Below are 20,718 nucleotides of genomic sequence, written 5' to 3' on the forward strand. Positions count from 1 at the left end.
GACGCCGGGTCCCACCCCGGGCCCGACCCCGGGACGGCCCGATCCGGTGCCGCCGACGCCGGGGCCGACGCCCGGCCCGCCCGCACCCGGGCCCGGACCGCTGCCGGGGCCCCTGCCCGTACCGGAGCCGGATCCCGTGCCGAACCCGCCGGGGCCCGACCCCGTACCGGAACCGATGCCCTCGCCGGGTCCGCTGACCTGATGCCAGGGCGGCTCCCCGGCTACATCCCGCCCGCCACCCGCATGACCGTCCCCGTCGCGTACGAGGCGTCGTCGGAGAGCAGCCACGCGACCGCTCCGGCGATCTCGTCCGGCCGCCCGGCCCGGCCCATCGGGATGGCGCCGGCGAGCTTCGCGGGGCGCTCGGGGTCCTCGTGGAAGCCGGTCCAGATGATGCCCGGCGCCACACAGTTGACCCGGATGCCGTCGGCCGCGACCTCCTTGGCGAGGCCGACCGTCATGCCGTCGACGGCCGCCTTGGTGGCGGCGTAGTGCACGTACTGCCCGGGGCTGCCCAGGGTGGCCGCGGCCGAGGAGATGTTGACTATGGACCCGCCGCCCCGCGCCGCCATGTCGCGCACGGCCCGGCGGGCGCAGAGCAGATAGCCCAGCACATTGACGTCGATGGCCCGGCGCATCCCCTCCGCGTCGGCGTCGGCGAGACGGCCGTTGGGGCCGCTGACCCCCGCGTTGTTGACGAGCCCGGTGACCGGGCCGAGCGCGGCGGCGGCATCGAAGAGCCGGTCCACGGAAGCCTCGTCCGCCGTGTCGACCGCCACCGCCAGGCTCTTGCGGCCCGCCGCGCGCACCTCCTCGGCGACGGCTTCGGCGGCCGCGGCGTCCGAGCGGTAGCCCACGACCACGTCGTGGCCGTCGGTGGCCAGCCGGGCGCAGACCGCGGCGCCGATACCGCGACTGCCGCCGGTGACGACGGTGACGAACTGCTGCTCCACAACGAACCTCCGGCGCCGGGCGAGCGACCACTCCGAATGGAAGTGATCTTCCACCATCGTAGGTTCCGGCACTGACAACGCCCCGGGGGCCCTGTGTACGGACGACGGCGCACCCGTCCGAGCGAGTTGGCGGGAATCCGTTGGATACTGGCACTCCCGCCACTTCTCCGGCGCACGAGCACGCCATAACGTCGGCCGGGGCTCCCGTCCGGAAGCCCTCGCACCCGTACGAAAGTGCCCTGCTCGTGACGAAGTTCCTCCTCACCGTGCACATCCTGGCCGCGATCCTCGCCGTCGGACCGGTCACCGTGGCCGCCAGCATGTTCCCGCCCACCGCCCGGCGGGCACTGGCCGCACCCGACGACGCGCAGGCGCTGGCATCGGTGCGGCTGCTGTACCGGATCTGCCGGGTCTATGCCGCCGTGGGCGTCGCGGTACCCGTCTTCGGGTTCGCCACGGCGAGCAACATGCACATCCTCGGCGACACCTGGCTGATCGTCTCGATCGTGCTGACGACCCTCGCGGCGGGCGCGCTGATCGCGCTCGTCCTGCCCCGCCAGGACGCGATACTCACCGAGCTCGACGCGGCCGCCACCGGCGGGCACACCGGGCCGGTGACCGCCGTCGACGTGCGCGGGACCGCCCGACTGGCCATGTTCACGGGGGTGTTCAACCTCCTGTGGGCGGCGGTGACCGTCCTCATGATCCTGCGGCCCGGCTCCACCACCGGAGGCTGACGGCCGGCGGCCGCGAGGAAACGTTTCCGGCCGCCCGGGTGCGCTCCGACGACTCGCCCCCGCCGAGTGGGGCAGGCTGGAAGGCGAATCACCCTCGGCAAGGGAGGACGCAGTGGCTCTGAAACCCGGAGACGGCGGCGCGGTGGAGATCAGCCCGACCGGCTGGGTGGCCCAACAGGCCCAGCTGTACGAGGAGTCGGGCGGCACCGAGGGAACGACCCTGCGCGGCGCGCCCTGTCTGCTCCTGGACTACGTCGGCCGCCGCAGCGGCGCGGTGCGCCGCACCGTACTGATCTACGGGCGCGACGGCGACGACTACCTGATCGTGGCCTCCAAGGGCGGATCCGACGACCACCCGCTCTGGTACCTCAACCTCGTGGACGAGCCGGACGTCAGCATCCGGGTCGGCACCGAGCGGTTCCCGGCCCACGCCGAGACCCTCTCCCCGCAGGAGAAGGCCCGGGTGTGGCCGCACTTGGTGGAGGTGTTCCCGCCGTACGCGGAGTACCAGGCGAAGACCGAGCGGGACATTCCCGTCGTACGGCTGCGGCACACCGACCGCTGACGGCCGCGCCGATCGGTGGTACGGCACGGGGGATCCGTGCCGTACCACCTGCGCGGCGTCAGTCCTCCACCGAGATGGCCTGCACCGGGCAGGCGCGGGCCGCCTCGCGAACCATGGGGTCTCCCCCGCCGTCCGCGCGCCCCGGCAGCAACTCGCTGAAGCCGTCGTCGTCCTGGGTGAACACACCCGGCGCCGTCAGGGCGCACTGCCCCGAGCCGATACAGACGTCACCATTGATGCTGATCTTCATGAGCCCACTCCACTACCAAGTGACGGGGAGTTCCAGCATTCCCTGGAGGGTGTCGCCCGGTTTGAACGGAATCCGGTCGGCGGGCGCCGCGAGCCGCAGCCCCGGCAGCCGCGCGATGAGGCCGCCCAGGGCGATCTCCATCTCGGCCCGCGCCAGGTTCTGCCCCAGGCACTGGTGGATGCCGAACCCGAAACCCACGTGGTGGCGGGCCGATCGGCGCCAGTCGAGCGCGTCGGCGTCCGGGTAGACCGAGCCGTCCCGGTTGATCAGGGAGGTGGAGAGCACGACACCCTCCTCGGCGCGGATCACGGTCCCGGCCACCTCGATGTCCTCGGTGGCCACCCGCAGAATGCCGTCGGCGATGGAGAGGAACCGCATCAGCTCCTCGACCGCCACCGGCATCAGCGACACGTCCGCCCGCAGCTCCGCGAGCCGCTCGGGGTGCTCCAGGAGCGTGAAGGTGCCGAGCGACAGCATGTTCGCGGTGGTCTCGTGCCCGGCGACGAGCAGCAGCACCGCCATCCTGACCAGCTGAGCCCGATCCATGCCGCCGGTGTGCAGCTGGTCCTCGATGAGCTCGTCGAGCAGCCCGTCACCCGGCTCGCGGACCTTGTGGTCGATCAACTTGCCGAGATAGCCGTCGAGTTGGTCGCGGGCGTCCTGGGTGTCGGACGGAGCCGGCCCGCGCAGCAGCCGCCGGGACTGCTCCTCGAAGAAGTCGTGGTCGTCGTAGGGGATGCCGAGCAGCGCGCAGATCACCATGGACGGCACCGGTAGCGCGAACGCGGAGACCAGGTCGACCGGCGGCCCCTTCTCGACCATGGCGTCGAGCAGGCCGTCCACGGTCCGGCTGATCATCGGCCGCAGGGCGGCGGTGCGCTTGAGGGTGAAGCCGGGGATGACCTTGCGGCGCTGGGTGTTGTGCTCGGGGTCGTCCACGCCGAGGAGTTCGGTGCGGCGTTCGTTCAGCGCCGCGAACCGCTCGGTGGTCGTCGGGAAGGCCGGGTGGAGCCGGTCGGAGGAGAGCCGCGGGTCGACGAGCAGCGCCCGCGCCTCGGCGTGGCCGGTCACGAACCACGCGGTGCGGCCGTCGAAGAGCGTCACGCGCGACAGCGGGCTCGCTTCCCGCAGCGGCTCGTACGCGGTGGGCGGCTGATAGGGGCAGGTGCGGTCCTGGGGGAAGGAGACAGATTCGGTCATGGGTGAACCTCGCAAGCGAAGAGTCCGTCTTGCCGATCTCCATTACATGCCCAAGGCAGCTAAGTACTCTACGCAGAGTTCGGCCGAATCACCCGTGCGGGACGATCCAGCTGATTTCTGCCGCAATGGGCCGACTCGCCCCGTGTGCGCATGAGAGCCTGGGGCCCCAGCACCACGAGCGCGCAGGCGGAAGAGGGGTCCCGCATGGCAGTCACGGCCCGGGAACTGGTGGAGAGGGTCACGGCGGAGCTGGCTCCCGCGAAGGACGCCAACCGGCTGGTGCCGCGGATCGCGAACGGCTCGGCCACCCTGCCCTCGCTGGCCGCGCTGGCGCTGGAGCAGCACCACGTCATCGGCTCCGATCTGCGCGCCTTCGCCTTCCTCGCCGACCGGTCGGCGGGAGCGGGCAACTCCGCCTGCGCGGAGTTCTTCACCTCGCTCGCGACCGGCGAGAGACTCGCCCAGGAGCGGCTCGGCGCATACGGGGCCGCCTGCGGGCTCGACGCGGGCGACATCGAGCGGTACGAGCCGCTGGCCGGCTGCCAGACGTATCCGGCCCATGTGGCGTGGCTGGCACTGAACGGCGAGCCGCCCCTGGTGGCGCTCGCGCTCACCGCCAACTTCGCGGCGTGGGGCGGCTATTGCGCCACCGTGGCCGAAGCACTGCGCGGCCGCTACGGATTCTCCGACGAGGCGTGCGGCTTCTTCGACTTCTTCGCCGAGCCCTCGCCCGACCTGGAGCGCCAGGCCCTCGCGGCCGTCGCCTCGGGCGTCCACTCCGACGCCGAGACCGCCCTGGCCCGCCGCTACGGCAGGCTGCTGCAGACGTACGAGGCGATGTTCTGGAACACGCTCGCCGACCGGTGACCGGGTGGCCGGTGGCACCAGTGCCACCGCCGATCCGGGTACCAGCGGGATCGATCGGGCCCTGCCCGCGGCAGGAGGATCGCAGACGACCGATCCACCCCGACGGGGAGTACCCATGAGCACGTTGAGCACGTTCCGGAACGCGGCCCGGTGGTCGAACGCGACACGCTGGTCGGTCGCCGCCGCGGCCGGACTCCTCGTGGCCGCCACGCTGCCGGCCGCCACGGCCCACGCCTCCACCGCACCTCCGGCAGGCGCCGCCCGCGTGCCCGACCGCTATCTGCGGCAGCACCTCGACTGGCGGCCCTGCGACTCGGGCGCGCTGGAGTGCGCGGCCATGGCGGTCCCGCGCGACTGGCGCCACCCCGGCGCGGGCCCGGACCTCACCGTCGCGGTCTCCCGTCACCGCGCGACCGGTCCCGGGGCGCGCAAGGGCGTCCTGATGATGGCGGCGGGCGGTCCGGGCGCCTCGGGTCTCACCCGGCCCACCGGCTTGGCCGAGGGCGCGCCGAAGCTGGCGGCCGCGTACGACATCGTCGGGTTCGACCAGCGCGGCGTCGGCAGCAGTACCCGCGTGGTCTGCTCGGGCCAGCCCACCGTGGACTCCTTCTTCGACAGCGGCGACCTGCGCGACCGCACCTCCCCGGCGATCCGCCAGACCTTCGCCCGGGCCCGCGCGTTCGTACGGGACTGTGAGCGCAACTCCGGCGAGCTGCTGCCGTACATCACCACCGACCAGGCCGTCCACGACATGGACCTGTACCGCGCGCTGCTCGGCGTGGACAGGATCTCGTACTACGGGCCGTCCTACGCCACCTTCCTCGGCGCGTACTACGCGACGGAGTTCCCCGGCCGGGTCGAGCGGATGGTCCTGGACAGCAACGTCGACTTCAGCGGCTCCTGGCAGTCGTTCATGACGGGGCAGCCGCTCGGCTTCCAGCGCCGGTTCGAGCAGGACTTCCTGCCGTGGCTGGCCAAGAACGACACCGTCTACCACCAGGGCCGCACCCCGGCCGAGGCCAAGGCGAGCTACGAACGGCTGCGCCGGGCCCTGCACGAGCACCCACTGGAGCTGGAGGGCACCAGCGTCACCGCCAACAGCCTCGACGTCGCCGCGACCGACGCGATGTACAACACGGGGCGCTTCGGCGGGTTCGCCTCGGCGCTCGGTGTCCTGGAACACCCCGACACGGCCGCACCCGCCGACCGCAAGGCCCTCGCCCGGCGCCTCCAGCACGCCATGGGCGCGGACTTCTTCGCCGACTTCTTCGCCGTGACCTGCGCCGACACTCCGTGGAACCGGGACAGCGGCCACTGGGTCCGCGAGAGCGCCGAGGCCACCCGCGCCTACCCGCTGGCGGGCGCCCGGGAGTTGACGTTCGCGTCGATCTGCGCCTCCTGGCCGCGCTCGAAGGCGCCGCACATCGAGGTCACCGGCAAGGGCCTGCCGCCCGTCCTGATGCTCAACTCCGTACACGACCCGGCCACCCACTACGAGGGCGCCCTGCGCGCCCACCGCGCCCTGCCCACCTCGCGTCTGGTGACGGTGACCGGCGGCGGCGACCACGGCCAGTACCTGAACGACAACGCGTGCGTGGACGGGCTCGTCGAGGGCTATCTCCTCGACGACCGGATCCCGGCGGGCGACACCAGCTGCCCGGCGCGCCCCTGACGGGCGACGGCGGGCGTGACAGGTTGACGCACGCATCTGGCCATCACCGGCCCCAGGGCCCACCATGCTCCCAACTACCCGGTCGTAACCACCGTGATCCGCACCGCCGTCGCGGAGTGAGGGGGACATCGTGCTGTCCATGCGCCTGCGCCGAAGTGCAGTGTCACTGGTGGTGACGTTCGCGGCCGCTGCCGCCGGGCCGGGGCTCGCCCCCGGACCGGCGGCGGCCGCCCCCGCCCACACCCCGGTGATCTTCGTGCACGGCTACAACGCCGACCCCGGGGTCTGGGGCGGGATGCGCGACGACTTCAAGGCGTCCGGGTACACCGACGACGAGCTGTTCTCCTGGGGCTACGACACGAGCCAGTCCGTCAACGAGGTGCTGTCCGGCCGGTTCGCCGCCTATGTGGACCAGGTCCGCGCCCGGACCGGCGCGGCCAAGGTGGACGTCGTGGCGCACTCCTTCGGGAGCCTGGTGACGCGCTGGTACGTCAAGTTCGGCGGCGGCACCGCCGCCGTCGGCCACTGGGTCTCGCTCGCCGGGCCCAACCACGGCACGTCCACCGCCTGGGCCTGCGCACTGTGGTCCCAGGCCTGCCGCGACATGACCCCGGGCTCGTACGTACAGAAGCACTTGGCCGAGGGCGACGAGACGCCCGGCGCCGTCCCGTACGCGACCTGGTGGTCGAACTGCGACGAGGTGATCAACCCGGACAGCAGCGTGCCGCTGACCGGCGCGGTCAACAACCCGGCGGGCTGTCTCAAGCACAACGACCTGCTCGGCGACGACGCCGTCTCGCAGGGCGTGCGCGCCTTCCTCGCCCGCTGAGCCCGCTGAGCGTGACCTCCGCCACCGGCCCCACCTGCCGGAATGCCACCGCTCGCGGCTTGGTTGTGCCGTACACGGTCCGGCGGGACGAGCCCGGCGGGCCGGTCGCGGAGAACGGGAACCATCCATGGGCGAGTTGATCCTGATACGGCACGGCGAGACGCCGTGGACCCTGACCGGGCAGCACACCAGCCACACCGACCTGCCGCTGACCGAACACGGCGAGGCCCAGGCCCGCGCGGTGGCGCCGCTGCTGGCCGGGCGCCGGATCGGGCTCACCCTGGTCAGCCCGACGGCCCGGGCCCGGCGCACCGCCGAACTCGCCGGACTCACCGCCCCGAAGGTGCGGCCCGATCTGAGCGAATGGGACTACGGCGGGTACGAGGGCGTCACCACCCCCGAGATCCAGCGCGACCGCCCCGACTGGAACCTGTGGACGGACGGGGTCGCCGCCGGGCCCGCCGCGCACCCGGGCGAGAGCGCCGAGCAGGTCGGCGAGCGGGCCGACCGGGTGCTCGCGGAGGCACGGGCCGCACTCGCGTCGCCGGAGGATGCTGACAGCGACGTCGCCCTCGTCGCCCATTCGCACTTCCTGCGCGTTCTGACGGCCCGCTACCTCGGGCTGCCCGCCTCGGCCGGGTCGCTGTTCCTGCTCGGCACCGGGGCCGTGTCGCGGCTGGGGACCGAGCACGACCGGCCGGTGATCACGGCGTGGAACACGACGCTTCCGCGGAGCGTGCCCGCGCCCGTGGGATGAGGCGGCCGCCGCCTGCCGCCAGGGCGAGCTCCGCGAGCGCCTCGGGGGCGCCCCGCTGACCCCGTATCCCGGGAAAGGCGTTGGCGTCCACGACCAGCGGGCTCCCACCGCCCGCGTCGATGAGGTCCACCCCGTACACGTCCAGGTCGAAGACCTCCCCCACCCGGAGCGCCAGCTCGGCCCAGCCGGGCGGCAACGCGTCGAGGGAGAGCGAGCGGGTGGGGCCGCGGCCCCCGGGCGCGAGCTCGGAGCGGCGCAGGGCGGCGAAGACCCGGTCGCCGATCACCCACAGCTTGTGGTCCCAGCCGCTGTTGGCGGTGAACTCCTGCACCACCACCGGCTCCCGCGCCCACGCCCCGGCCAGCGCCCGCAGCCCCGCGGCGTCGTCGGCCCGGGCGACCAGGTCGTGGCGGCGGCTGTGACGGCTCTTCACCACCAGCGGATACGCGAGGTCCGGGTCGTCCGGCAGCGGGGCGAGCGCGGCGAAGGTGCGGGTGGCCGCGAACGGCAGCCCGGCCCGGTCGGCCAGCTCCGCCATCGCCGTGCGGTCCTGGCAGAGGGCCGTCGCGGACGCCGAGTTCAGCACCGCGGCGCCCCGCAGCTCCAGCTCCCGGGCGAGCGCGAGGGCGCGGGGCGTACGGGACTTGAGCAGGTAGACGTCGGCGACGCGGTCCGGGGGCGCCGAAGCCGGGTCCACCGCCTCCACCGTGTGCTCGCGGCCGAGCAGGGCGGTGGTGGCGGCGAGGAGCGGATGGCCGGGCTCCGGGGTGATCAGCCCGATCCTCATACCGCCGCCCCCGGCTGCTGCTCCGGGATGCGGGCGGCGGGGAAGGCGTCCGGGCCGCTCCCCCGGCCCGTGCGGGCCAGTTCGAGCACGGCGCGCGCCACCCGTTCCGCCGCCTGGGGGACCTGACGGAAGCTCGGGAAGTCGTTCACGTCGACCACCACCGGCCCGTCGGGACCGAGCAGCACGTCCACCCCGTACAGGTCCAGGCCGTAGACCGCGCCGACCTGCGCGACGGTCGCGGCCACCTCGGCGGACAGCGCCACCTGCCGCTCGCGCACGGCGTGGTCGGGGTGGAGCGGGGAGCAGCGCTCGGTGGCGTACAGCTCGCCGCCCACGCAGTACACCTTGAGGTCCACGCCCGAATTGGGCACATACGGCTGGGCCACCAGCATGCCCTGGCCCGCCAGTTGCCCGGTCATCGCGGCGAGCCGGTCCGGCGAGGGCACCAGGCACACACCGCGCCCGGCGCTGCCGTCGGCGGGCTTGACCACCAGCGGGAACTCGGATTCGGGTATCTCCGCGAGGAGCTCGGGGACGGCCGCCGCGTACGTCGTCGGCATCGGCAGGCCCCGGCTGCGGCCGATGGCCGCCGCGAGCGCCTTGTCCCGTACGCCCCGTATCGACCGGGCGTCGTTGACCGTGGTCAGGCCGACCGCCGCGGCGGCCTCAAGGAGCGTGAGGCCCGGGCCGCCGGACACCGTCTTGAGCACCCAGGCGTCATGGCTGCCCGCGCTGACCGCCTCGGACATCCGCAGCAGGGAGCCGCCGGGGCGCAGCACATCCACTCGATGACCCCAGTCGACGAGTTGGCGGATCACCTCCACCGGCATGCCGTCGTGGCGGTAGTGCTCCTCCACCAGAAAGCAGAGCCTCATCGACCTTCCCCTGTAACCCCCCGGACGTCCGCCGATCTGTCCGGCGAGCTGTGACGACACAGGATGTCATGAACGGCCGGGAACCTCGCTCCCCGCCCCGGGACCGGTTCCTGCGCAGGTCAGCGCGGTCGCCGACGAAATGGGACTTACCCTTCACACGGATGTGAGGGTTCGGTCGCACTCTGGGCGATGCCCTGGACGGCGCTGGCGCTCGTAATCAGTGCTGTGCTGGTGGTTTGGAATTCACACACCCATGGTTTCGCTGTTCGGCGACGGGTGCGCTGATCGCCTCTGGTCGGCCGCAGGCATATGCCAGAAGCACCACCGTATCGAGTGTTGCCAAATCCCTTACGGGGCATCGCTCCCTGTGCAACAGTCGTTACCGGTCCATCCTTCCGACTTGCAGTGCCGCGCCTGTATCGGAGTACGTCATGCCGTCCCATCTGTTCGCGGACCGTCCCAGCCCGCAACCGCCGGAGCGGGAGACGGTCGACGCACTGATCACACAGACCCGTCGGCTGCGCGGCGGAGTGGACGCCGTACGGCGGGACGCGCTCGTGGACGACGACGACCCGCACGGCCGCTGGCAGCGCGCCCTGTGCGATCTGGCGGTCCATCACCTCGACGACCTCGGCACACACCTGGACCAGCTGAAGGAGGGCCTCCTCCCCGAGCCCGCCCCGGAGGAGACCGGCGAAGAGGAGCCGCAGCCCGAGTTCGCGCTCGACCCGCTGCCCGGATCCCTGCTCAGCCGGGTCGGCAGCGCCGAGTGGAACCTGCTCACGGACGCGGTGGACTGGTCCGAGGAGCTCTTCCAGATATTCGGACGGGCGCCCGAGAGCGGAGCGATGTCGCTCGACGAACTGCCTTCGATGGTGTTCGCCGACGACCAGGCGCTGCTCACGGCCATGGTGACGGACTGTCTGGTCGACGGGAAGCCGATCGACGGCGAGTTCCGCATCGTCCGGACCGACGGGCGGGTGCGGACGCTGCACATGATGGGCGAGCCCGTGCTCGACGCCGACGGCTGCACCGCGTCGATGTGGGCCGTGCTGCGCGACGTCAGCGAGCTGCGCCGCAGCCAGCGCGCCGTCCGGGAGTCGCGCGACTCGCTGCGGCGCGAGCAGCACATCGCCCAGACCGAACACCGGCTCGCGGTCGAGCTGCAGGAGGCCGTACTGCCGCCGTGGCGCGGCTCGCTGCGGCTGCCCCAGGGCAACCCGGCGGCGCTCGACGTGGCGGCGCACTATCTGCCGTCGGCCACCAGCGCGCTCATCGGCGGCGACTGGTACGACGCGCTGGAACTGCCCGACGGCAGGTCTTTACTGACCGTCGGAGACCTCACCGGCCACGGCGTCACCGCCACCGGTGCCATGGCCATGCTGCTCGGCGCACTGCGCGGCATGGCCGTCGCCGGCATTCGCCCCGGCGACCTGATGGGCCACCTCAACCAGTTGCTCGACCACTCGGTCCAGCCCGCGCTCGGCAGCGCGGTCTGCTGCCAGTACGACCCGGCCACCCGCGTCCTCTCCTGGGCGCAAGCAGGACACCCCGCCCCACTGCTGTTCCGCGGCGGGACGGGGTGCGCCCTGACGTCGCCGGACGGGGTGCTGCTCGGAGCGACGTCAGGAGCCGGGTACGGACAGGCCGAGGTGCAGCTGGTCCCCGGCGATCTGCTGGTCCTGCACACCGACGGGCTGACCCGGCGGGGCACCTCCAATGAGCCGGGGTGCCGCAGGCTGCTGGAGCTCGCCGCCCGCCTCGAAACGGTCCGTACGGCCCAGGACGGGGTGCGTACGGTGGTCGAGGAGTTCGGCGAGACGGACCGCGAGGACGACGCGTGCGTGCTGGTGGCACGCATCGGGTCGTGAACTCCCCGGCGGCAGGGATCGGTTGACGGCGGTACGGATCGATTGAGCGGAATGGGACGGTGAGCGGGTCCGGTTGACCGGGCCCGCTACAGGTCCATGCTCCTGCCCCGGCGCGTCGGGGCCTTCGGCAGGGCCAGCTGGATCTCCTCGCGGAGGTCCTGGATCTTCTGGTACCCGGAGTACTGCCCGGTCAGCCGGTACATCTCGCGCAACCGGTCCCAGGTGCGGTGGGAGGAGGTCTCCCCCATCGACACCAGGGCCAGCCGGGCGTAGCGGTCCGCCTGTTCGGGGTCGTCGGCGATGAAGCAGGCCGAGGCGAGCGAGATGTAGTCGAAGATCTTCGAGCGCTGGCGCCCGTTGACCCGCAGTTCGAGCGCCTGTTTCGCATGGCGGGCCGCGATGCCCGCCGCGCTCGCGTCGTGCTCGGCGAACGTACGGAACGCCAGGGCCTGCATGCCGTGGAGGTCCGCCTCGTCGAACATCTGCATCCAGCTCGGCGGGGGCACGTCGCCCCGGTCCGAGACGAAGAGCTCCTCGGCCTCGCCGAGGGTGCGCCGCATCGCCTGGCCCTGCCCCATCGACGCCTGCGCCCAGGCCTCGATGGTGTGCAGCATGGCCCGCGTGCGCGGCAGGGTCTCCTCGCCGGAACCGGACTTGGCGAGCTTCATGAGGTCGAGCGCTTCGTCGGGACGGCCCAGATGGACCATCTGCCGGGCGGCGCGGGAGAGTGCTTCGCCGGCGCGCGGGCGGTCGCCGCCCTCGCGGGCCGCGTGCGCGGCGATGACGAAGTACTTCTGGGCGGTCGGTTCGAGGCCGATGTCGTGGGACATCCAACCGGCCAGGACGGCCAGGTTGGCGGCGACGCCCCACAGGCGCCGCTGGAGATGGTCGGGGTGACGGTAGGCGAGCATGCCGCCCACCTCGTTGAGCTGGCCCACCACGGCCTTGCGCTGAAGCCCGCCGCCCCGGGACGCGTCCCAGGCACGGAAGACCTCGACCGAGCGCTCCAGCGCCCCGATCTCCTGCGACCCGATGGGGGCGGCCTCATAGCGGTCGTACCCGGCGGGGTCGGCGTAGAGGGGATCGTCGAGGTGGGGGGCGTCGGCCGAGAGTGCGGGGTCGGTGTGCAGCCAGTCGTGCATGGCGCTGCTGAGTGCGGAGCCTGCGGCGAGCGCGGCGCCCGCGCCCACCAGACCGCGTCGGTTGAGCATGAGGTCCATTCCCGTGAATTCGGTGAGGACCGCCGCCGTCCGTTCAGGCGCCCACGGTAGGCCGTCGGGATTCTGCTTGGGTCCGACGTCCCGCCGCTTTCCGGCGCGCCCTTGCCGGTCGAAACCGAGGTCCTCGATGGTCACGACACGGCCGAGCCGCTCGGTGAACAGAGCCGCCAGCACCCTCGGCACCGGATCGCGCGGGGACTCCCCCATGTCGATCCAACGCCGCACCCGCGAGGTGTCGGTGGCCAGCTGGGGGTGGCCCATTGCCGCCGCCTGCCGGTTCACCAGCCTCGCGAGTTCGCCCTTGGACCAGCCGGCGAGGCCGAAGAGGTCGTTCAGGCGAGTGTTGGGTTGTCCGTTCACTTCAAGCCCCCAGGTTCTCGGCTGAGTTGACAGTAACCCCCTGTCAGATGCGGTGGGAGCATTCGCCACGGTTCGCCAGGGTGCGCCAGATGGTGTGCCACCCGCAGTCGGGTGTCAGGTAAGAAGGCGCCACCCCGCCCCGGCAGGCGGACCCCATTCCCCAGGGTGGGATCAGGGCCACCGGGCCGGGCTGGCCAGCAACTCGTCGGCGCACGAAGGGATCTGTTTCGCCCATGTACACAGCATCGTCCTCCGTGTCAGCCCCGCCCCGGCCGCACCGTCACCTGGTGGCGGGCGGCGGACCGTACCTCGACCCCTCGCACGCCGCTCCGGCGGCGCTGGGCGCCGGCCGGACCGCGCGCCGGCCCGGGGCGGGCGTCCAACCGCCCAGCGGCAGGATCGACTTGTCCGGGCCGCAGGGCGCACAGCTGCGGATGGCCATCGCGTCGGTGCACCGCATCTGTCCCGAGTTCAACCCGGTGCAGGTGCTGCGGCGCAGCGGCCGGTCCGTGCTGCTCGTCGGATCCACCGGGCGCGCCACGGCGGTCGCCAAGTGCCTCCTGGACCACTCGCCCGTCTGGGCCGAGCGGTTCAGGCACGAAATAGCGGTCTACCGCGCGTTCGTCCGGCACCGCCCACCGGTGCGGGTGCCGCGGCTGATCGCCGCGGACCCCGACAACTGCACCCTGGTGATCGAGCGGATGCCCGGCCGTGCGGCGGCCCTGTCCCGGCACCCGGTCGAGGCTCCGCCCCGGGCCGACGTCCGGGCGGCCCTCGGGGCGATCAGCCGGGTCAACGCCTGGCGGCCGCCGGCCGAGATGTTCACCCGGCCGCTGGAGTACGCGCCGCGGATCACCCGCTACCACGAGCTGGGGCTCTTCACCGACCGGGATCTCAGCGACCTCCAGAAGCTGCTGCACGGTCTGGCCCACTCGGGCCGCCCGGTCGCGTGGCAGTTCTCGCACGGCGAGGCGCTGCTGACGAACATCCTGTTGTCGCCCGCGGGTCCGGTGCTGGTCGACTGGGAGCACGCTGGCTGGTACCTGCCGGGGTACGACCTGGCGACGCTGTGGGCGGTGCTCGGGGACGCCCCGGTGGCCCGGCGGCAGATCAGCCAGGCGGCACAGGCGGCCGGCCCGGCCGCGCGGGACGCCTTCCTGGTGAACCTGATGCTCGTACTGACGCGGGAGATCCGGACGTACGAGACGGCCGTGCAGCGCACCATGCGCGAGTCGGCGCCCTCGGGCGCGGGCTCGTCGCAGCAGCCGGGTGTGCCCTCGGCCGGGGAGCAGCAGAGGCTGCTGCTGCGCAGACTGCACGACGACTGCGCGCTGGCGCGTCGGGCCGTGCGTGCGGCGGTCGGGACCCGCTGACCGCCGTGTGAGGGGCCCGTTCCGGCTACCTGCTCCGCCGGACGGGCCCCGGGGAAAGGTGCGCGCCGCGCGCCCGGTGCCGACACACCGGACGCGCGGCGCGCCGCCGTGTGCGCGCGCCGCGCTCAGCGCACCCGTACGACGTCGACGTCGGCGGCCCGCACCACGGCGATGCGGTGGCCGATCTGCACGGTGACGTACTTCGCCGTGCCGGGGAAGTACGTGTGGTCGTACGGGAGGGACGAGTCGATCGTCGGCGCGTAGAAGTAGCCGGTGGGCGCCTCGCCGCCGCCGGGGTAGGACTGGCCCGCCTTGATGGTGTACGCGAGCGGGGTGCCGACGCGCGGAGCGGTGAAGTCGGCCGGGTAGTCGGCCTTCTCGGGGTAGGCGACGCCGTACACCGCCACCTCCGTCAGGCCCGCCCTCGGCCGTACGACGTAGCCGGCGGTCGGTGTGGTCGTGCGGGTGTGCTCGGGCGTCTGGAGCCAGGCCTTCTGGCCGTACCACCAGATCGCCGTCCAGCCCGGCCTGCGCTCGGCCACGACGGCCTGCTGGGTGGCGCTGATCTTGCTGCCCCAGTCGTTGGCGCAGTTGGTGCCCGCCTCGCCGGGCGCGTGCAGGCCGGGGTCCGCGAACAGCGGGGCCGTGGCGGAGGGTTCGGTGTGCAGCGGGACGGCGCTGCTGCCCTGGACGGGCAGGTCGGCGTTCTTCTCGCAGTCGCGGAACACCTGCTGATTGGAGCCGAACCCGGGGCTGATGGTGACCAGTTGACTGCTCGGCCGCGCGGTGGGGCGGGTGGGTGCGCCGAGCACGGCCATGAAGCGGTTCCAGTCCCAGTACGGGCCCGGGTCCCAGTGCATGTTCTTGGTGCCCCCGGCCGTCGTCGGCGGCACGTTCTCGTGGCCGATGATGTGCTGGCGGTCCAGGGGAATGTCGTACTTGGCGGCGAGGTGGCGCACCAGGGCGGCCGTGGAGCGGTACATCTCGGGCGTGTACCACTTGGCGCCCTCGACGGCGACGCCCTCCTGCTCGATGCCGATGGAGTGCGTGTTGACGTACCAGTTCCCGGCCTGCCAGGCCACGTCCTTGGTCTTCACCATCTGCGCCACATGGCCGTCCGAGGAGCGCACGACGTAGTGGGCGGAGACGGCTCTCTTGGGATCCTGGAAGATCCGGATCGTACCGGCGTAGTCCTCTTCCGTGTCGTGAAGCACGATGTACTTGATCCGGTTGGTGGACGGCCGGTCGGAGATGTCGTAGTTCCCGTACGCCTGTTTGTTGGCCGGATCGCCGTTCTGCTGGTAGGCCGCCGGGATCCAGTCGCACTTGAGCACGCGCGGGCACTCGGTGGCGTGGTCCTGGGCCGCGCCGGCCGGGGACACGGGGGCGAGCAGGGTGAGGCCGAAGGCCCCGGTGGCGGTCAGCGCGAGTGCGAGCCTGGTCCTCTGATGGGGTGCCATGACAACCCTTCCTGCCGGGAGTTCACCTCGGGTGCGGTGCGCGCACACTGTGTGACCCCGGGTGAGGGCGCGTCAAGAGCGCCGCCAGAAGGGTGAGTTGTATCAGTGGATCAGACCAGTGGCAGGCCGGTGACGCCGTCAGCCCTGCTGGAAGAGCTCCGCGGGCAGCGGCTTCAGGAGCGCGTACAGGTCGTCGGTGATCGGCCGGTCCCAGCTGGCGATGGTGACCAGCACCTTGTCGCTGCGGTCGAACTGCACACAGGAGACCCGGCTCTCGGAGAGCTTGAGGCGCCGCACGATCAGCAGGTTGTCGCCCTGCATCACGGGGATGTCCTCGGCGCCGACGACCTCGACGGGCTCGTCGTTCTCCAGCGCCAGCAGGAGCTGGGAGACCTCGAACGGCACCTGGCCCTCGTCGAGCTCCCGGGCCGGGGAGCCCTCGGGCAGATTACCGATGACCATCGCGGGGCCGCGGCCGCCGAACAGGTCGTAGCGCAGGAAGACGCCCTGGCAGCTTCCGTCGGGCGCGGGCAGCAGCCCGGCACCGAGGTTTCCGGGCCAGTCGCCCGGGTCCATGGCCAGGACATCGAAGTCCGGGCCCGCGGGAGTGGCGGAGCTGCGGCGGCGGAGGAACGACATGCCGCCCATGGTACGTGGCCGGGGCACCCCGACGGGCCCCGGCCCACGTCCGGCGGTTCAGTGCAGCGGCGTGCCCGGCACCGGGCGGCCCTCGGTGTGCCGCAGGAGCTCCGGCAGCCCAGCCCGGTCGGTGCCGATCTTGCGGAAGACGCCCGAGAGCAGCAGCTCGACGGCCCGCTCCCGGATGCCCAGCTCCTCGGCGATACGGGTGTTCTCCCAGCCCCGCGCCGCCCGGTCGGCCGCCGTCTTCTCCTGTGCGGTGAGCGAGTCCGTGCCCACCGCACGCAGCCGCAGCGGGCGCAGCCCCGACGCGGCCAGCTCGTCGCGCGCCCGGGCCGCCAGTGCGTCGGCGCCGCAGCCCACCGCGTTCTCCATGCCCCGGATGAGCAGCTCCGAGGCGTCCTGGGGCAGCCCGGCCCGGCTGAGCGCCGTGCCGTGGTCGACCAGCGCGCACGCCAGCTCGTACGCGGACGGCGAGCGCTCCAGGTGCTGCACCGCCTCCGCGAGGAGCTTGAGGCTCTTCGCACCGGTGGCCACCTTGGCGGCGGCGTGCAGAGCCCGGCCGATGGCGCCCGCCGTGCCGAACCGGCGGGCCAGCTCGACTCCCTCGTCGGCCACCTTCTGGGCCTCCGCCGGGTCCGCCTGGGCCAGCGCCTCGGCGAGCAGCGGCCGCCAGGGGCACCACGCCGGGTTGCGCATGCCCCTGCGGTCCAGGCGCCGGCCGACGGCGCGCAGCCGCTGCTCGGCGTCGCTGCGCAGACCCCGGGCGAGCAGCAGCTCGCTGTAGACGGTCTCGGAGTCGGGGTAGACGACGGCGTTGGGGACGACCTGGCCGTAGTTGTACCGGTCGGACAGGTCCTGCGCCTCGTCCACCCGGCCTCGGGCCAGCAGGATCTCGATCAGGATGCCGAGGGCGAACCACTGGGCCGGGATGCGCTGGCCGACCCGGTCGGCGATCCGCAGCCCGCCGTGGACCAGGTCCTCGGCCTCGGCGAGGCGGCCGCGGCAGAACCGGATGTAGCCGAGCAGGGTGAGGCCGAACGAGAGGTGGGCGCCGCGCCAGCCGCGGTTCTCGCACTCCGAGATGCCCTTGCTGAACAGCTCGTCCGCGCGGCCCGGCTGGTCGCAGTACATGAAGGTGAGCGCGACCATGACGGGGACCTCGAAGCCCCATTCCTCGTCGGTCCAGGAGAGCCCGTCGCCCAGTGCCTCCTCCGCGTAGGCGAGCGCGACGGCGGCGGGCTCGCCGCGGACCATGGCGTCCCAGGCGCGCAGGCCGAGGATGTAGCGCTCGGCCATGCCCCGGGTGGTGAGGTGGTCGGAGAGTCGGGCGAGCCTGCGCGAGCGGGCGGCCGAGTCCTCCTCGTCGGCCCGGAACGCGTTCCACTTGAAGCCCTCGGCCTGCATGCGCAGCCGGGTGCGGGGGTTGGTGGAGCTCCTGCCCTCGACGGCGACCAGCTCGGCGGCCTCGCCCATCCGGTCGGTGTGCGCCAGCGCCTGGGCGAGCCGGTAGGTGATCGCCTCGCGCAGGGCGGGTTCGAGCTCCGGCTCCTCCAGGGCTGCCTGGAGGTGGTTGACCGTGGTGGCCGGTTCGTTCAGGAGCGCCGAGCAGCCGAGCTCGAACAGCACCTCCGCCCGCTCCTCAAGGGCAGGCGGCTCGCGCAGGGCCCGGGCCAGACAGCGCCGGGCGGCCTCGGGAGCACCGGCCCGCATGCACTCGCGCGCGGCGGCCCTGAGCTGCTGCACCGCCCAGCGGTCGTCCTCGGGATGCATTTCCAGGAGGTGGCGGGCGGCGACGGTGGGGCCGAGGCCCGCCTCGGTGACGCAGACCGCGGCCTGGCCGTGCATCGCCACCCGCATCGCGGGCGGAATGGCGCGGTAGACCGCCGTACCGACCAGTGGGTGGAAGAAGTCCAGCCGGTCGGGGTCGCCCGCGCGGCCTGCCAGGATGCGGGCCTCGCGCAGCCGCTGGATCGCGTCGACCGACTCCTCGGCGCCCAGTCCGCCCACGCTGCTCGCCATGTGCGGGTCGACCGCGGTGCCCAGGATGGCGACGGCCCAGGCCAGCCTGACCGGCGAGGGGCCGAGCCGCTCCAGGCGCTCGACGAGTCCGCTGCCGCGCGCCGAGGAGGCGAGCTCGCGCAGCTCGGCGGCGTTGGCGTAGTGCGGTTTGATGTTCCGCTCACGGATCTTGGCGATCAGCTCGACCGCCTCGAACGGATTGCCTCCCGTCAGCGCCCAGCACTCGCGCGAGAACAGGTCGTCGGCGCCGTTCTGCAGCACGTCGTGGACGAGCCTGCCCACGGCGTGCGGGGAGAGCGGCGCCAGGGTCACCGGCCGGGAGCCGTGCCGCTCGGCGAGCCTGCGGAACTCGCTCGCCTGCACGGGCAGTTCCTCGGGCCGGTAGGCCGCCACGATCAGGATCGGCAGCTCGGCGGCGCGCAGCGCGAACGAGCTCAGCCAGGTGAGGGACTCCTCGTCCGCCCAGTGCGCGTCGTCGACGATGAGCACGACGGGCGTGTGCTCGACGGCGAACCGGGTCACCAGCCAGTCGAGGCCGTCCCGCACGCCCTGCGGGTCGGGCGAGCCGCCCGGGACGGCGACCAGGCCGACCGCGGGCGCCACGATGTCGTACCAGGTTCCGAGTATCCGCCGGTGTTCGCTCTCGCCGGCCGCGGCCAGCACGGGCTGCACCAGCTGGCGCACCACATGGAAGGCCACGCGGTTCTCCTGCTCGCCGCCGCGGGCCGTCAGCAGGGTGCAGCCCCGGGCGACGGCCTCCCTGCGGACCTCGGCGAGCAGACTCGTCTTGCCGAGCCCGGCCGCTCCCGAGACCGCGAGCAGCCCGCCGCTCGACGCGGCAGTCTCCCCTTCGGGCCCCGTGCCGCACAGGTCGTCCAACATGCCTTCGAGAAGCAGGAGTTCATTCTCCCGCTCGAACAGCCGCCTGCGCGCACCACTGGTCCGCCGGCCTTTCATGTCCGCCACAACCGTCCCCTTTTGGCAGTAGGGCCGAGCCTACGCTTTCGGACACGCACCGTGACACCGATGTGACCGTCTTGCAAACCCGGCTTGACTAACTCGCCTGGATATGCTGGGGGGTTGACGCGGCTCCAGGGGGCGCGAAGCACCGGTTCACACGCCGCTTGTGCGGTTCCGGCCACGGGCGCACTATGAGCTTTCCGGACAGCAGCTCCGCCCAAGGCTGCTCACCCTTCGGCGCAGAGGAGGCGGAGCGATGTCGTCCCCAGCAGGCTCACAGCTGTCGGAGGACCGCACGGGGCTCGTCGACATCCCGTTCCCCGCCCGCTGCCATCCGCGCCACACCGTCGCGCGTCAGCACACGCTCGACTGGCTTCACCGGTTCGGGATGCTCTCGGGCGAGTGCGCGACCAATGAGTACGACGCGATGGGGCTAGAACGTCTGATGGCGTACTTCTATCCGGACGCCACGGACTCGGATCTCGCGCTGGCGACCGACCTCAACGCCTGGTTCTTCGTGTTCGACGACCAGTTCGACGGCCCGATCGGCCGGCAGCCGGACGCGGTGGCCCGGCAGATCGACATCATGCTGCGCACGATGAGCGACCGGGGCCCGGCGCCGGGCGACCCGACCAACCATCTCGCGGGCACGCTCGCGGAGTTGTGGAAGCGGCTGGGCGACGGCACTCCCCGGCTGTGGCAGGAGCGCTTCCGCGGGCACTGGCGGGAGTATCTGACGGCCTATCACTGGGAGGCCATCAACCGCACCCGCACCGGGCCGCCGTCGCTGCCGGGGTTCCTGCGCGGCCGCCGCGACTCCATCGGCGTACAGCCCTGTCTGGATCTCGTCGAGCGGTGCGGCCGCTACACGCTCCCCGACGAGCTGCACCGCGGGAGCCCGCTGGCCGAGATGCGCTGGATCACCGCCGATGTGGTGATCTTCGTCAACGACATCGTGTCCGCGGACAAGGAACTGGCCGCCGGGGACGTCAACAACAGCGTCATCATCCTGCACAAGGGCTCCGGGCTCTCGGTGGACCGGGCCGCCCGTGAGGTCGCCCGGCTGGCCAACTCCCGGGTGGAGCACTTCCAGACACTCGCGCTGGAGCTGTCCGAGGCGCTCGCGGTCGCCGGGGTCCCGGGCCAGCTCCGCGCCCAGGTCGACGACTATGTGGCGGGCATGCGGGCGCTGATGAGCGGCAATCTGGCGTGGTCGCGCACGACGGCCCGGTACGGCAAGACGGGCATCGAGGCCGCGGGCCGGGGCCAGCGGCCGTGGGCCCATCTCTTCGAGGAGGAGGACGCGCTGGAAGCCTGACGA

18 protein-coding genes are annotated in these 20,718 nt (G+C 72.6%); 9 read left to right on the top strand and 9 right to left on the bottom strand.

Annotated elements, in window-relative coordinates:
• Window positions 1-221 precede the first annotated feature (221 nt).
• A complete protein-coding gene (locus tag OG965_RS07120) occupies window positions 222-953 on the bottom strand; it encodes an SDR family NAD(P)-dependent oxidoreductase (RefSeq protein ID WP_371650284.1) in 732 nt (243 codons plus the stop codon).
• A 245-nt stretch (window positions 954-1,198) separates the two neighbouring features.
• On the opposite strand from OG965_RS07120, the gene OG965_RS07125 reads away from it, so the two are divergent.
• Together OG965_RS07125 and OG965_RS07130 are read left to right on the top strand one after the other, a co-directional pair.
• Window positions 1,199-1,690 carry a DUF2269 family protein gene (locus tag OG965_RS07125; protein WP_371650287.1) on the top strand — a complete coding sequence of 164 codons (492 nt, stop codon included), beginning with the start codon at window positions 1,199-1,201 and terminating at the stop codon, window positions 1,688-1,690.
• 112 nt (window positions 1,691-1,802) lie between these two features.
• Window positions 1,803-2,255 (top strand): nitroreductase family deazaflavin-dependent oxidoreductase, encoded by a 453-nt coding sequence (locus tag OG965_RS07130; protein WP_371650290.1) that lies wholly within the window; start codon window positions 1,803-1,805, stop codon window positions 2,253-2,255.
• A gap of 58 nt (window positions 2,256-2,313) precedes the next feature.
• Here OG965_RS07130 and OG965_RS07135 read toward each other — a convergent pair whose 3' ends face one another.
• Both OG965_RS07135 and OG965_RS07140 read right to left on the bottom strand, forming a co-directional pair.
• Window positions 2,314-2,505, bottom strand: coding sequence for a ferredoxin (locus tag OG965_RS07135; RefSeq protein WP_371650292.1), 192 nt, complete (start codon window positions 2,503-2,505; stop codon window positions 2,314-2,316).
• Between the two features lie 12 nt (window positions 2,506-2,517).
• Entirely contained in the window at window positions 2,518-3,705 is a 1,188-nt protein-coding gene (locus OG965_RS07140) for a cytochrome P450 (RefSeq protein ID WP_371650294.1), read from the bottom strand.
• 204 nt (window positions 3,706-3,909) lie between these two features.
• On the opposite strand from OG965_RS07140, the gene OG965_RS07145 reads away from it, so the two are divergent.
• The 4 genes from OG965_RS07145 (at window position 3,910) to OG965_RS07160 (ending at window position 7,830) form a co-directional block, all read left to right on the top strand.
• Window positions 3,910-4,572: a transcriptional regulator gene (locus OG965_RS07145; RefSeq protein ID WP_371650296.1), complete on the top strand. Its 663-nt coding sequence runs from the start codon at window positions 3,910-3,912 to the stop codon at window positions 4,570-4,572.
• 115 nt (window positions 4,573-4,687) lie between these two features.
• Window positions 4,688-6,244 carry an alpha/beta hydrolase gene (locus tag OG965_RS07150; protein ID WP_371650298.1) on the top strand — a complete coding sequence of 519 codons (1,557 nt, stop codon included), beginning with the start codon at window positions 4,688-4,690 and terminating at the stop codon, window positions 6,242-6,244.
• A 139-nt stretch (window positions 6,245-6,383) separates the two neighbouring features.
• Window positions 6,384-7,073, top strand: coding sequence for an esterase/lipase family protein (locus OG965_RS07155; RefSeq protein ID WP_371656869.1), 690 nt, complete (start codon window positions 6,384-6,386; stop codon window positions 7,071-7,073).
• 127 nt (window positions 7,074-7,200) lie between these two features.
• Window positions 7,201-7,830 (top strand): histidine phosphatase family protein, encoded by a 630-nt coding sequence (locus OG965_RS07160; RefSeq protein WP_371650300.1) that lies wholly within the window; start codon window positions 7,201-7,203, stop codon window positions 7,828-7,830.
• On the opposite strand, the gene OG965_RS07165 is transcribed toward OG965_RS07160, so the two are convergent.
• Both OG965_RS07165 and OG965_RS07170 read right to left on the bottom strand, forming a co-directional pair.
• Window positions 7,778-8,617: a RimK family alpha-L-glutamate ligase gene (locus OG965_RS07165; protein ID WP_371650302.1), complete on the bottom strand. Its 840-nt coding sequence runs from the start codon at window positions 8,615-8,617 to the stop codon at window positions 7,778-7,780. The two genes, OG965_RS07160 and OG965_RS07165, sit on opposite strands and share 53 nt — an antisense overlap.
• Window positions 8,614-9,492 carry a RimK family alpha-L-glutamate ligase gene (locus OG965_RS07170; RefSeq protein ID WP_371650304.1) on the bottom strand — a complete coding sequence of 293 codons (879 nt, stop codon included), beginning with the start codon at window positions 9,490-9,492 and terminating at the stop codon, window positions 8,614-8,616. The genes OG965_RS07165 and OG965_RS07170 overlap by 4 nt, the downstream gene beginning before the upstream one ends.
• A 431-nt stretch (window positions 9,493-9,923) precedes the next feature.
• Here OG965_RS07170 and OG965_RS07175 point away from each other — a divergent pair, with 431 nt between their 5' ends.
• Window positions 9,924-11,363, top strand: coding sequence for a PP2C family protein-serine/threonine phosphatase (locus OG965_RS07175; RefSeq protein ID WP_371650306.1), 1,440 nt, complete (start codon window positions 9,924-9,926; stop codon window positions 11,361-11,363).
• Between the two features lie 86 nt (window positions 11,364-11,449).
• Here the strand turns inward: OG965_RS07175 and OG965_RS07180 are convergent, their stop codons facing one another.
• Entirely contained in the window at window positions 11,450-12,943 is a 1,494-nt protein-coding gene (locus tag OG965_RS07180; RefSeq protein ID WP_371650308.1) for a hypothetical protein, read from the bottom strand.
• Between the two features lie 233 nt (window positions 12,944-13,176).
• Here OG965_RS07180 and OG965_RS07185 point away from each other — a divergent pair, with 233 nt between their 5' ends.
• A complete protein-coding gene (locus OG965_RS07185) occupies window positions 13,177-14,316 on the top strand; it encodes an aminoglycoside phosphotransferase family protein (RefSeq protein WP_371650310.1) in 1,140 nt (379 codons plus the stop codon).
• Window positions 14,317-14,441: 125 nt separating this feature from the next.
• Here the strand turns inward: OG965_RS07185 and OG965_RS07190 are convergent, their stop codons facing one another.
• The 3 genes from OG965_RS07190 to OG965_RS07200 all read right to left on the bottom strand — a co-directional run bounded on the left by OG965_RS07190 (window position 14,442) and on the right by OG965_RS07200 (window position 19,394).
• Window positions 14,442-15,776 carry an N-acetylmuramoyl-L-alanine amidase gene (locus OG965_RS07190; RefSeq protein ID WP_371650312.1) on the bottom strand — a complete coding sequence of 445 codons (1,335 nt, stop codon included), beginning with the start codon at window positions 15,774-15,776 and terminating at the stop codon, window positions 14,442-14,444.
• A gap of 138 nt (window positions 15,777-15,914) precedes the next feature.
• A complete protein-coding gene (locus OG965_RS07195; RefSeq protein WP_371650314.1) occupies window positions 15,915-16,415 on the bottom strand; it encodes a hypothetical protein in 501 nt (166 codons plus the stop codon).
• Between the two features lie 57 nt (window positions 16,416-16,472).
• On the bottom strand, window positions 16,473-19,394 hold the full coding sequence (locus OG965_RS07200) for an AAA family ATPase (RefSeq protein ID WP_371656870.1): 2,922 nt from the start codon (window positions 19,392-19,394) through the stop codon (window positions 16,473-16,475).
• Window positions 19,395-19,653: 259 nt separating this feature from the next.
• On the opposite strand from OG965_RS07200, the gene OG965_RS07205 reads away from it, so the two are divergent.
• The gene (locus tag OG965_RS07205) at window positions 19,654-20,715 is read left to right on the top strand and encodes an isoafricanol synthase (RefSeq protein WP_371650316.1); all 1,062 of its coding nucleotides are present in this window, start codon (window positions 19,654-19,656) and stop codon (window positions 20,713-20,715) included.
• Window positions 20,716-20,718 lie beyond the last annotated feature (3 nt).

Origin of the sequence: Streptomyces sp. NBC_00224 (genome assembly GCF_041435195.1) — a bacterium.
In the GTDB taxonomy this organism is placed as follows: Bacteria; Actinomycetota; Actinomycetes; order Streptomycetales; family Streptomycetaceae; genus Streptomyces.

What these genes read in the sequence shown, in the direction of transcription:
- OG965_RS07135 (WP_371650292.1), bottom strand. Translation starts at nt 2,505, where the DNA reads ATGAAGATCAGCATCAATGGTGACGTCTGTATCGGCTCGGGGCAGTGC.
- OG965_RS07140 (WP_371650294.1), bottom strand. Translation starts at nt 3,705, where the DNA reads ATGACCGAATCTGTCTCCTTCCCCCAGGACCGCACCTGCCCCTATCAG.
- OG965_RS07145 (WP_371650296.1), top strand. Translation starts at nt 3,910, where the DNA reads ATGGCAGTCACGGCCCGGGAACTGGTGGAGAGGGTCACGGCGGAGCTG.
- OG965_RS07150 (WP_371650298.1), top strand. Translation starts at nt 4,688, where the DNA reads ATGAGCACGTTGAGCACGTTCCGGAACGCGGCCCGGTGGTCGAACGCG.
- OG965_RS07155 (WP_371656869.1), top strand. Translation starts at nt 6,384, where the DNA reads ATGCGCCTGCGCCGAAGTGCAGTGTCACTGGTGGTGACGTTCGCGGCC.
- OG965_RS07160 (WP_371650300.1), top strand. Translation starts at nt 7,201, where the DNA reads ATGGGCGAGTTGATCCTGATACGGCACGGCGAGACGCCGTGGACCCTG.
- OG965_RS07165 (WP_371650302.1), bottom strand. Translation starts at nt 8,617, where the DNA reads ATGAGGATCGGGCTGATCACCCCGGAGCCCGGCCATCCGCTCCTCGCC.
- OG965_RS07170 (WP_371650304.1), bottom strand. Translation starts at nt 9,492, where the DNA reads ATGAGGCTCTGCTTTCTGGTGGAGGAGCACTACCGCCACGACGGCATG.
- OG965_RS07175 (WP_371650306.1), top strand. Translation starts at nt 9,924, where the DNA reads ATGCCGTCCCATCTGTTCGCGGACCGTCCCAGCCCGCAACCGCCGGAG.
- OG965_RS07185 (WP_371650310.1), top strand. Translation starts at nt 13,177, where the DNA reads ATGTACACAGCATCGTCCTCCGTGTCAGCCCCGCCCCGGCCGCACCGT.
- OG965_RS07190 (WP_371650312.1), bottom strand. Translation starts at nt 15,776, where the DNA reads ATGGCACCCCATCAGAGGACCAGGCTCGCACTCGCGCTGACCGCCACC.
- OG965_RS07195 (WP_371650314.1), bottom strand. Translation starts at nt 16,415, where the DNA reads ATGTCGTTCCTCCGCCGCCGCAGCTCCGCCACTCCCGCGGGCCCGGAC.
- OG965_RS07200 (WP_371656870.1), bottom strand. Translation starts at nt 19,394, where the DNA reads ATGAAAGGCCGGCGGACCAGTGGTGCGCGCAGGCGGCTGTTCGAGCGG.
- OG965_RS07205 (WP_371650316.1), top strand. Translation starts at nt 19,654, where the DNA reads ATGTCGTCCCCAGCAGGCTCACAGCTGTCGGAGGACCGCACGGGGCTC.